Raw genomic sequence first — 11,648 nt, forward strand, 5'->3', positions numbered from 1 at the left:
GTTTTCAGGCGGAGCCGACACGAAAGCGCACGGTCAGACCTGATCCCTGGCCGGACAGTTCCCAAACGGCGTCGCGCATGTAACGGAAGTCCATACCGTGGGCGGGGTCGTCGGAGTAGATGGTCGCCCAGAGCCAGAGATAGAGCGCGGCGGACGGAGATAAATCGGATTGATCGATGGTGACCAGTCCGTCGAGGACTTCCCCCTCGCCGGTTTCGGCACGCATTGGGGCTTCGGCAGAGCTGTCCAAGACAGAGACGGCATTGTCACGATCGAAGCTGAACGCGGCCGGCCAGACCGCCGCAGGCTCGGACCTGCGCATCGAGGCCACCAGCCCGACCAGCCAGTTCGGGCGATGTGTGAGCTTGCCTGCCAGCACGAAGAACGGCACAGGCCGAACGAGGCCGCGTGCGTGCGCGGCCGCCGCGAGCTTTCCTGCGGTCTCGTTGATGCTCTCCTTCTCGCTCAGCGTGGTCTTGACCTCGCCGACCGCGGTCAGCAATCCGACATTGAGCTGGCCGACCAGCGGCGGTACTGCGCCGGGGAACACTCCGATGTCGAGCTGCTTTTGAACCTCCCTAGGGCCGTCCAGCAGTAATCCGCGAGCGGTGTACGCGCTCGGAAGCATCTCGCGAATGATTTTCAAAACGTGGTCCTCGAACAGGGAACCCGCTTCGCCGGCGTGATAGAGCGAACTGGCTTCGGCCAGCGCCGCCGCGAACCGAAGATCTCTGCTCGCCAGAGCACGCTCAAGATGGGCCATCACCCTCGCCGCCGTTCACCGAGACCACGTTGGGTTCTCGGACTAATAGAAAAGTGCCGTCGCGGGCGGCTGGTGCAGCCCTGTTCGTTGAACGGCTCGGTGTTGGTCAACGCCCAGCGAGCGATGGGATCGGTGGTGCCGCTGAGGGACACAGTCCCCACTCAGTAGACTGTGGCTCCGGGCGGATATCCAACCCGCGGCGGCCAAGCTGCGCTGTCGCCATCCGTCGGTTGCAGCGTCGGCTCGGATGCCGACCAACAAGACCGCTGCCTCGTCGCCCGCTGCGCGCGAGGGCCAACGCTGAGCAGCGTCGACATCGTGCATCCGATTTTGTCCTTCTTCTTCATCCAACTTCCGCACCGTATGCCGTACCCACAACTCACCTCAACCGCGATCAATCCGACACTCATGCTAGCCGTGTCGAAGCAGTTCACGGCGCGTCGAGCTGCTTGGATGGGTGGCTGCCTTGAGGCAGTCAGGCGCTCCTCGTCAAGAGATCCGTGGTTACCTGTTCTGACACGGAACCCAATCGGACGCCCTCGAGCCATCGACGTGGCGTACCGCGACGTTCATGGTTGGCTGGCCCACCACGTGTTCGGAACGAGCTGGGAGCCCGACATCTTCTTGCTTGGACTCCCACTGGGTCCACGGCCGACCAGGCTACCGCTGCCGCCACGGACACACGAGCACCCGCACCAGGACCTCCCCCAACCGAATCCTCTACATCGGGAAGATCACGTGCTGGACCGCATCCGGCACGATCGCGGGCAGCACCGTCAACGTCCCACACTGCGCAGCCCGATTGCTTTAGCCATACGGAGTACATCGAGCGGCCAGCATCCGCCTCGGTGTCAGTTTGCGGTGGCCGCCAAGTCGTTTAGGGCTGCGTTGATCACGGGCCAACACATACTGACGGTATCGCGGTCTGGAGCATGGCCGATCTTCACCTGGGCGTTGGGATGCACGAGATTGCGGTATTCGCGGAGTTTTCCAGCGAAACCGCGGACGTCGGCTTGTATCCACTTTTCTCGGTGGGCGGTCTCGATCAGCTCGTGCAGGGTCCACTTGTCGAGCGGTTTTTGTGTGTTGGGCGTGCGGGCCTTGACGGCGTCGAGGAGAACGCCTTCCAGAAGGCTGCCGAGCATGATGATCGCGCTGGCATAGGCGCCGTTGCGGTCGCAGATGCGTGCCTCGTTAAGCCGACTTTCGAGGACGATCGCGAGGTCGGCGTCGCGGACGATGTCTGCCATGGCCACGTGGAGCATGACGTCTGGTGACTGTCGCTCTTGGTCCGCTGGGTGCTTGTAGGGCCGAATGACGGGTCGCCCCTGGCTGTGTGCGATCTCGAAGCCTTCGATGGCGAGGATGCTGTTGAGTAGCTCGGTGACCTCGGCGGCGGCCAAGGGCTCGTTGCGATGAACATACTCACGTCGGTCAGCAAGGCGGCAGACGAGCGCGTCGATGGCCCCGGGTGTGTCTCGACGTTGGCGGAGCTGGTTGGCGAGCCAGCTTCGGCGCTGTTCGCCGTTGTAGGGCGCGACGTTCTCCCAGCCGGCTTGTTGGAGAAGCTTGGGCAGCTCGGCCCCGCGTCGGTACACGGGGTAGTCTTCGCCGCCGCAGGCGATTCGGGCGATCTCATCGAGGGTGTTGTCGTCGATACTCTCGAGCACGCGGGTCTCCTAGAGGTCGTCTTCGTCGTCGGACAGCGTTGTGGGTCTCCAACGTGGCTGTTGGCGTGGCGCTGCGGGCAGTGAACGGGGTTCGATGCCTCGTTGCTGTAGCTGCTGCCAGAGTGGTTCGAGGGCGGCAGCGGGGTTGTGCAGGTATTCGCTGTCACGGATGCGGATGAACTGCCAGCCGGCTCGGCGTAGTTCTCGCTCGCGGTGTAGTTCCTGCTGGACCTGCTCGGGTCGTCGGAACCGCGACGGCGTGTCGCACTCGACGGCAAGCCGGCCGTTGTCGCCGACGACGACAAGATCGATGGTTCGGTGGTCGACGGGGTACTGCGGGATTACGGCGTAGCCGCGGCGGCGCAGTTCCAGGAAGACGCGTTGTTGTAGCAGGCAGGCGAAGGGTTCGGTGCGGGTGTCGGGGGTGACGTCGTCGAGTTCGGGATCGACCGTGAAGGTCGCGGGAGGGTGGAGCATGTAGGTCAGCAGGGAGTGGCGAAGGTCGTTGGGATTCAGGCTGTTAGGGGGCACCGAGGTGAACAGCCAGAGTTGGTCACGGGCGCGGCTGGCGGCGACGTTGTACCGGCGCTGCTCGGTGCGGCCGGTGAGAGCCGTTCTGGCCTTCGTTACGACCATGGACAGCAGGATGATGTCGCGTTCGTCGCCTTGAAAGTCGGGTGGTTGGCCAACTCGAATTTGTCGGTGGCGTATGTCGGCCGGTTCGATGCGTTCGTAGAGCAGCTTCTCAAGGATCTGAGTCTGTTTGCCGCTCTGCAACGCGATGATGCCGATGGTCTTGTTGCGACACATCGGGTCGTCGATGATCTTTTGGACGTGATCAATGATGGCGCTGGCTTCGACCTGATTGCGCAGGGTTGCCCGGTGCCCCTCTTCCATGGCGTCGTCGACCTGCACGACTCTGAGGGGATCGAGGCGGTCGGCCCCGAACTGGCGGAGTGGGATGAGCCTGCTGTCGTAAAACTGCGCTGAGGACCATCCGATGATTTCGGGCATGCATCGGAAGTGTTCGGAGAGTCGAACGACATCGGAGAATCGGGTGGCTAGGAGTTCGTAGAGATTGGAGGTGGGAAGGAAGCCGTTGCGCAGGTTCATTGCCATGTCGGCTAGGTGCCGATCGAGGCTCTCTTGGACGGCGTCGGAGTCGTTGTTCCGGTAGTTGGCGCCGGGTGCGCACTGCTTCTCGTCGCCGACGACGATGACTCGTGGTGCCAGCCACAGAAGGAAGAGGTTGTCGACGCTGGCTTGGCTGGCTTCATCGACGATGACGACGTCAAAGGCGTTGGGTCGTGGCGTGATGGTGTCGATCACGGCTGATAGGGGCATGACCCAGGCGGGGACGGCCTGCTGGGCGTTCTTCATCGCCTCGAACGCTGCGGTGAGGTACCGGTCCTTGTTCTTGCCCTGCCCTCGGCCGTAGGCGCCCATGTTGGTCTTGTAGGACTGAAGGGCTTGACGCTGTTCTTCCGTTATTTGCTCCAGGCAGTGTTGTAGAGCCTGTTTGCCAGCTAGCTCGGCGGTGACGCGGTGGAGTTCTAGTTCAACATCGCTGATTCGCTGCTCGTGGATCTGCTCGGTATCTGTCGGCCGGATTTTCTGGTGGTAGGCCGCTGCTGCGGCCCAGGCCCACGACGCTTCGAGGTCGTTGAGGCGGTGTTCCCAGGTTGGATCGTTGAGGTTCTCCCTGATCTGGGTGGCGAGTGCCGGGTGGGCGGCGGAGAGTCTCTGGAGCAGTTGTTCGCAGCGCTGTTGTGAGTCCTTGTCGCTCCTGGCCAGATCAAGCTGTCGGCGGGCGGCGGAGTAACGGTCGATGTCGCCGCAACTGAGAGCGACGCTGAGCTCGGCGGCTTCGGGGGCGACGTCTGGGTTACGGCACCATGTCTGCATCGTGTTGGTGAGCTCAGTCATGGCCTCAGACGCCTGCCGTGCCCTGGTGACGGTCGTTCGGTTGTGGCCAATGCGGACGAGGAGGTCCCAATCTTGCGGGCCGCGGACTGCGAAGCGGATTCCGTGGCTGCGTAGGAGGCGCTCTACTGTGTCCCGAGCCGCGGCGAGCGTGCGCAGGGCCGAAGCGTTGTGTGAGATGTCGTGGAGGTGTGCCACTCGACGGCGGAGCGGCCCGTGGAACGTCGGAACGCCCACCTGGGCCCAGGCTTCCAGAGCTGTGGTGACGGCTGTCTCAGCCTGAAGGAAGGTGGACAGCGCGGTCAGTTCTGAGGTGGTGGCGGGCGGGGCGCCGTCAACCGTGCAACTTTGCAGCAGGTCGGTGGCGTCGAGCTGGGCGCGTGGGGGCAGGTAGCGGCGTAGGCGTCTGCCATTGACCAGGTGCCGACGCAGGCGCTTGGCCTGGCCCGAGAGGCGGCTGAGGTGGGCTGCGGTCAGGGGTGTGGTGCCCAGATCGATGTCGCAGTCGTTGAGCGCCGTAAGGGCACGTACGTGGGGCTCCACCTCTCGCAGTTCGGCGAACAGGGCCTCCCAGTAGGCGGGGCTTTGCCGGGTCAGGAGCGCTTCGGCGGCTCTGCGTCGCCAGTCTGCGGCGTCCCAGTCAGTGATCGTGTCGGGTAGTCCGCAGGATGCCAGGGCGTCGGTGGCAACCACGACGTGGCGCTGAATTTCAGCAAGGCTGGCGTCGTCGAGGGTGGTGAGTGACCAAGCGGTGGCGGTGTGGTCGGAGCCGAGGATCCGCTCAGCGCGAGTGATGGTGGCGATCATGGCGGCGACGTCCGCGGCGTGTGGAACCTGGTCGGAGTCGGGAATGAACTGCCGGGCTCGTGCGGCGCGCTGTGGTGTGGCGGAGGTGAGAAGCCGCCACAACTCTTGGGCCTGGTCGTTCGACAGGGGCGCATCCCGGCAGGCGCCGGTGGGTAAGGTTTCGATCCAGCCGCGCTGATCGCGGCCGGCGTTCAGTTGTTCGACGATCTGCGCGAGCGTGCCGCCATAGCCAGCGGCGGTCGGCTCGTGGGTCGCGTACTCCTGCTCGCGGATCACGCCCAAATCACGGATCGTCTGCTCGAGGCGAGCACTCAGGCTGGCGCGCTGTTGCCGAAGTTGGGTGATGTCGCTACGTAGCTCGTCAACGGTGATCGTGGAGGACAGCTCCGACAGCGCGGTGATGCTGCGGTCGAGTTCGTCTGTGCCTGTCCGTTGCATGCCCGTCATGAGCACACACAGCTGTCTCACCGACTCGGGTAACTTCTCGCGGAGCACGCGCAGCGCTTGGTCCTTCTGGCTCGTGATGAGCAGCCTCTGGCCGTCGGCGAGCAGCGCGCAGATGAGGTTAGCGATCGTGTGTGTCTTGCCCGTGCCTGGTGGGCCCTGTACGACGACGGTCGTGTCGTCGCTGAGCTTGGCCAGCACCCTGCGCTGTTCTCGGTTACTCGGGAGAGGGAACAACGGGTCATCGCTGGTGACCGGGTGATCCCGCCCTGCACCCTTGAGCCAATTGCTGCGCTGTGTTGCCTCGATCGGGGTCACGAGCTGCGCCAGGCCGAGAGGGGTAGGAGCGTCTGCGTCCTCAAGGCTGTCAGCGATGGTGCGGTAAATCCGTTCCAGTCCCTTGCGGTCACGACGGCGGAGGAATAGGGCTGGGGCGAGGGTCAGCCGTGTCGTGTCGGCCTCGTCGAGGAGCGGAGGTTCCCACCCGTCGTCAGCAAGCTGAAGAGGACGTTCCCAGCAACGGCGCCGCCAGAGTTGCAGTAGGCGCACCACCTCCGGCGAGAAGGGGTGCAGCTGCGCCCCGGTATCGAACCAAGGAGATTCGAAGGGTTTGGCGCGGTATCCGTCTTGAGACGTGAGAAAGTCCTGGTCCTCGATCCTCATCCGCTGCTCGAGGGACAAGGTGACCTGCAGGCTGTCGGTCGCCGGGTCCTCGACGATGGCCGCGTTCCAGACCAGCAGGTGCCGTCGAATGGCCCAACGGCCAGCGGCGCTGGAGGTAAGGAGACCGACACCGAGCACAAGCTCCTCGGCATCGCCACGTTGCTGTGCCAGGCGCTGAAGTCGCTCCAGGTAGGTGTAGGTCGCGCGCTGCTCCCCTACGCGGCGCTCCTGCTCGGCCCACTTCGTCCACACGGCGAGCCAGGCCTCGTACTCCTGCCGAAGGGAATCGGGGATTGCCGGACCCTTTGCTAGATGGCCGCTGTCGTTCGTCACGAGCTGGAGTGGCGGGCCTTCGGCATTGCCGTACTCCGTACCGTCTAGCAGGTCACGGAGCGCCGTTGGGGGTACAGGTGGTTCAGGTGGCGGAGGGTAGGCGACCTGCATGATGACCGGTCTGCGGGAACGCGCGTTGTCTTGTGGTGGCCTACGAAGCCAGTAGGTGTTGGCCTCGTCGATCGCGTCGCGATTAGGCCGCTCGCTGCTCTTGACCTGCGCGAGCAGGTGCGCCACGAGACCTTGGGTCAGACGTCTGACGGTAGGACTTGTCGGGGACACGGGGTCCGGCACTATGCCTCCTCGGGCTCGCCCAGCCCAACAGGATGCACGCAATCAACTACTGAAGGCAACCATCTGCCGGAAGTGAGACATCTGGCGACTCAACCCAGTAACAGGGCGCAAGTCTTCCCCGGCTGTGCCGCACTTTGCCCCACAGGGCCACCGCCCGGAACCCGCCGCCGGCCTGCCACACCGCTCTGCGGGGCACAACTAACACGAGGTCTCGCCCAACCGCGCAGGAAGGCGGGGTTCGCATCATAGGCGCTTCCAAGCCATACTGAGGACATGCGTGCCACACGGCGGCGTCGACCACTGAGAAGATCTCTTACGAGTCCTCCCGCGGACGTCGAGCTTGCCCAGCTCGCCGGGAGCGTCCGATATGTGGGCAGCAGCGAGCACAAGAGTTACCCCTCGTTCGCCGGACAGCCACGGCTACGCGCAGATGCGAGCAAATGCGATCCGGGCCTAGCAGACCCAGAGGAGCTAACCGCGTGGCTGCAGGCCGCCATAGCGGCAGGCAATGTCGGCGAGCCTTGGGAAGGTAACTACCCCCGCTATGTCTGGCATCGCCAGTCCGAGGTTGTCTACGAGGGTAGGCTGGTAAACCAGGAGCTCGGCCAGTACAAGGGCTACCCCCTCGAGCCGGATCAGTACCCAGAGGGGCTGAAATGAGTGAGTATCAAGATATAGAAATAAGGTGGGAGTGGCTGGCGGCGCCGAGTGTCAAGGCCGCCGAGCTAAGAGCAACCTGGGCTCGTCTTGAGATTCATGTCGGCGGCGAAACGCTGACTTTGGTCGAAGACAAGGAGTCTGGCAGCTCCCGCAGGTCAATCTACTGCTCCTTGTACCCTCTGGCTGAGTGGATCGCCTTCAACTGGTGGTTCCTAAGAGCTCACTCCAGGCCGGCGTCCACCCTGTCGAAGAGCCGCTCTTATGTAGGGTCGGCCTCAGATCACTATCTTCAGCGACAGCGACACAACGTCCGGAGCGCAGGCGACGGATTCCTCTGGCCCAATCTATTCATCCTTCCCGAAGGGGGTACGACACGCCTCGTTTGGCGTGCCGACCCCCCGGACGCCGCTAGCCAAGTGATTCGATTCCTAACCAGCGGCGAAGTCGTTATTGAGAGCTCCCTGTTACAGCAACGCCTTACCGACTTCGTTGAGGTGGTGGTCTCGCGGCTTGCCGAGACGGGAATCCGGGACACACAACTTCAAGTTGAATGGGCGGCCATTCAGAGCACGGAACCGCAAGAAGCAGCCTTCTGCCTGACTTCCGCGCGCCTAGGCCTTGACCCCTATTCAGAAGCGGAGAAGTATGAGGCAGATATTCTCCGAGCAGCAGACCAACTGGATGATCAGTTGCTTGACGACTTCATGGATGTGGTGCAGCCAGACAAAATCTCGGTAGCCCTAGAGTGGGTAGCTGCCGCGCAAGAGGACATTCGGCGGCTTACCGCCCCAGCCGCCGATCAAGTAGAGGCGCTCAGATCCGAGTTGTCCCCGAGCCCTGAATGGTCTCACCTTCGCCCTTGGGAGAGAGGGTGGGCGCAAGCGCGTCGGGTGCGAGGAACTCTTGGGATCGATGCGGCGGATCCGTTTGAGCTACAAGGTATTCTCCGGGCCTCCGCTATTGCAGTGCCCCCGAGAGGGCTGCAGGCACTTGGTGGCAAGGACCCCGACACGCCTGCGTTGGTCATCGTAGGCAATCATCAGCCCGAGGCAGCAAGGCGATTCACCATCGCGAGAGCGCTGTGGCATCTACTTTGGCAAAATGAATCCCGGTTCTTGGTTACAACGGCCTACACGGACCTGCAGAAGGTGGAGCGGGCGTTCGCGGCCGAGCTGCTCGCGCCTGCCGAGGGAATCGCCGGACAACTTTCCGTTGAATCCATTCACCTAGGGGCCGAGGAGCGTGAGATAGAGGAACTAGCGAGGAAGTATCAGGTTTCGCCGATGATTGTGCAACATCAGCTTGATAACCAAATCTTGCGGTAACCGGTTGCGCAAGCTCTCGCGACGCCCGGCGATCGCGATGTTGTCCGTCAGTGCCCCACTCGGCAAGCCAGCGCGTTGCCTTGCCGTCCGCCTCAGACATCTTTACGACATCCGGCCACGGAGCTCATGCGCCGCTATGCTCGAACGCTCGTAGAGTGGCATTAAGGGTGGGTAAAACCTGTTCGTACAGCGTCTCTTGTTCGCAGCAGTCGCCAGTGTCAGCGATTGCTAGGGCCAGCTCACGCAATGAAGCTGGGCCTGTTGTCGAAAATTTCGCCGCAACATCTCGCGCCCACGCGAGTTGCTGATCGGTTTGTATTAGTTTCGTTCCAGCGCGCCACAGGGCAAGGGACATACCAACCGGGGTCACTGAGCGACTAAGTCCTTTCTCCAGGTTGGCGATCATCCGTATTCCGTATGCGTCCAGATCGCACCACGCGGCGACCATGATGTTGAGGTCGGCCAGGAACCTCATCAGTCGCCTGCTAGGGTTCCCCTGGTTCCACACGCAAAGCCACCGATCGGTGATCCCATCCAATAGGCATACCTTTTCGAACGCCTCCACGTTCTCGACGACAAGAATCCCTTTGGCGTCGCACTCGATGTATCCAAGCGTACGGATTCCTTGCGCGGGGAGACCGATCCATGGTCGTGCGGTAGCCGCGTGAGCGATCGTGTCCTGGAACTTCCAGACGAGAGGTCCACTCATTTTTATCGGTACGTCGGCCTCGTCCACTGCCTGGTCGAATGGCTGCTGCGCGAGGTTGGCGAATGCGACGCGGCGTTGGTCGGTCCATTTCTTTGTGTCTCGGAATGCCAGGCCGGCCAGTTGTCTGGCTGCCATGCGTCGTCCGTCGTTATGGGCTCTCCACCAGATGCAGGCCGCACGTATTGCCGGCTCGTACACTTGCCATGACCTCGTGATTGCCGCCGTGTCGTCCGGTGGATGTTGCACTGGACCGACCGGACTTTTTGCGAGCAGCGCCCGTTCGCTGGCCATTTGCGGAACGCCGTCCATGAGGTCGAGCAGTTCCTGCCAGACCTGCTGGTTGTCAGCGGTGCGAGTGGTCCGTTGGACCTGCTTTTGCAGGAGCTGTTCTCCGGTGAGCGCAACGATAACGTCAGGTAGGCCGAGCTGGGCGGGTCCGGCTCGCAGGATCTGGTCAAGCTTTCTGAGGTCGACCTGGGTGTTCTTGCCGATGTAGCCGGTGAGTCGTCGGCCGAGGATCGCACCTAGCTCCGAGGCGGTGCGGTGATCGGGAATCGGAATCCTCACGGTCCCGCGGGGCTGCGCCTCGGTGCGCTCGAGCTGCTTGCGTATCCTCTGCCACAAGAGTGCGAGTTCGGGCCGATCGAGTGCATGCCGAACGGCTTCCGGCAGCGGGGGCGTCACGGCTGCTGACGCGCGGCGGTCGCGCCATCCCAGGTGGTGTGGACGAAGGCGATGCCGGGCGCGCCCTTGGGCCTGAAGACGTCGTAGATGTGCATGCGACTGATTTTCGGTGAGAAGGCGGAGCCGCCGGGCCACGTGATAATCCAGTCCATATCGAGTTCTTCGGCGAGGAGTTCGAGCAGCCGGGTGATCGTGGGGTCGTCTAGTCTTTCGAATGCCTCGTCGAGGAGAACCAGGCGTAGTGGTCGTGTGCCTGGTGTGGTCAGGGCGTCATAGAAAGCCGCCGCTGCTGCAAATAGGGTCATGTAGGACACCAGCCGGGTTTCGCCTGAGGAGAGTTGCCGCAGCCTACGGTTGCGAGACCGGCCGTCCGGGCCGAAGTCTTGCACGCGCACGGTGAAGGTGTACCAGCTTCGGTAGTCCAGGGCGTATGCAAGCACCTGGGCGTAGTGCACATCACGCTTGTCCCGTTCGCCCTCGATGCGGTCCTGAAGCGCCTTGCGGAGCATGTTGTCCTGGTCCTCGTTTCGAACCGCGAGTGACTTGCCGACCAGTTCCAATGCTTGACGTGTGGCGTCATCCAGGGCGGGCGAGGGAGCCCAGCTGAGCTGGACGTGAACGCCCTGGCTCGACTGGGCGCCGGCCAGGATGGTGTTCATCCGGCGACAGAGGTCGTCGGCGGCGTCGATGTGACGGCGTAGGTGCTCGGCAAGGTCACGCAACAGGAATCGTTCAAAGATCTTCTGATAGCGGTCGTCGAGCTTCTGCTGGTCCTCGTGCAACCGCTCGTGTGTGTGGCGGGCGGCATCGGCAACCGGGCGATGCTGCTCACCGTCGCTCACGTGCACGATCAGCGGAGCGACCTCGGCGTCGACATGGGCTTCGTGGCCGTTCGGCAGGGCGGCCTGCAGGCGCTGCAACGAGTTGACGAGGTGGCCTTCGTTGACGGCTGTTGTGGCGTACCCGTGCACGACGCGCAGCGCGTCTTCCCGCGATGCAGGCGGCGGGTTAGATTCCCCCGTTGCGGCCAGCCAGACGCCGGGCGCTCTGGAAACCTGATCGAAGTCTTTCTCAGCTGCCGTGACTGCGTCTTGCTTCTCCTGCTCGGCAGTCTGGTCCAACTCGATGAGTGTCTCCAGTGTCACAATCTGGCGATCCGCACGTTGTCGGTCGGTTCGATGAAGGGGCAGAGCCGCCTGGGCCTTCTGAAGCTTGGTGGCAAGTCCGGTGAGAGTTTGTTCGAGCTGGTCGCCCGCGACGCCCAGGTTCTCCGCGAGTATCTGAAGCGCCTTAGTGGCCTCGGCGTACGTGCCATAAGCCGCGCCTGCCTGTTGCTCTGCTTCCGCCCGATTAGCCTCGGTCTTTCATTTCGG

General features: G+C 63.1%; 8 protein-coding genes. 3 read left to right on the forward strand and 5 right to left on the reverse strand.

Translation table 11 applies throughout. The features are described 5' to 3' along the window. Window positions 1-4 precede the first annotated feature (4 nt). The 3 genes from AMK25_RS31235 to AMK25_RS31245 all read right to left on the reverse strand — a co-directional run bounded on the left by AMK25_RS31235 (window position 5) and on the right by AMK25_RS31245 (window position 6,840). Window positions 5-763 (reverse strand): DUF6602 domain-containing protein, encoded by a 759-nt coding sequence (locus AMK25_RS31235; RefSeq protein WP_143194830.1) that lies wholly within the window; start codon window positions 761-763, stop codon window positions 5-7. Between the two features lie 851 nt (window positions 764-1,614). After that, on the reverse strand, window positions 1,615-2,433 hold the full coding sequence (locus AMK25_RS31240) for a hypothetical protein (protein WP_073831948.1): 819 nt from the start codon (window positions 2,431-2,433) through the stop codon (window positions 1,615-1,617). A 9-nt stretch (window positions 2,434-2,442) separates the two neighbouring features. Beyond that, complete coding sequence (locus AMK25_RS31245; protein ID WP_083664885.1) at window positions 2,443-6,840, reverse strand: AAA domain-containing protein; 4,398 nt, start codon at window positions 6,838-6,840, stop codon at window positions 2,443-2,445. A gap of 330 nt (window positions 6,841-7,170) precedes the next feature. Between AMK25_RS31245 and AMK25_RS32155 the strand changes: the two genes are divergently transcribed. Further along, entirely contained in the window at window positions 7,171-7,557 is a 387-nt protein-coding gene (locus AMK25_RS32155) for a hypothetical protein (RefSeq protein ID WP_143194832.1), read from the forward strand. Next, on the forward strand, window positions 7,554-8,882 hold the full coding sequence (locus tag AMK25_RS31710; RefSeq protein ID WP_083664886.1) for an ImmA/IrrE family metallo-endopeptidase: 1,329 nt from the start codon (window positions 7,554-7,556) through the stop codon (window positions 8,880-8,882). The genes AMK25_RS32155 and AMK25_RS31710 overlap by 4 nt, the downstream gene beginning before the upstream one ends. Window positions 8,883-9,006: 124 nt before the next feature. Here the strand turns inward: AMK25_RS31710 and AMK25_RS31715 are convergent, their stop codons facing one another. Together AMK25_RS31715 and AMK25_RS31265 are read right to left on the reverse strand one after the other, a co-directional pair. After that, window positions 9,007-10,275: a TIGR02679 domain-containing protein gene (locus AMK25_RS31715; protein WP_158070692.1), complete on the reverse strand. Its 1,269-nt coding sequence runs from the start codon at window positions 10,273-10,275 to the stop codon at window positions 9,007-9,009. Further along, on the reverse strand, window positions 10,272-11,420 hold the full coding sequence (locus AMK25_RS31265; protein ID WP_073831953.1) for an SbcC/MukB-like Walker B domain-containing protein: 1,149 nt from the start codon (window positions 11,418-11,420) through the stop codon (window positions 10,272-10,274). Before AMK25_RS31265 ends, AMK25_RS31715 begins: the two co-directional genes overlap by 4 nt. Window positions 11,421-11,453: 33 nt before the next feature. Between AMK25_RS31265 and AMK25_RS32550 the strand changes: the two genes are divergently transcribed. Further along, on the forward strand, window positions 11,454-11,648 hold a 195-nt coding region (locus AMK25_RS32550; protein ID WP_206744919.1), incomplete at its 3' end, for a hypothetical protein.

The sequence above is a fragment of the Micromonospora sp. TSRI0369 genome (assembly GCF_001905625.1).
Taxonomy (GTDB): domain Bacteria; phylum Actinomycetota; class Actinomycetes; order Mycobacteriales; family Micromonosporaceae; genus Micromonospora; species Micromonospora echinospora_A.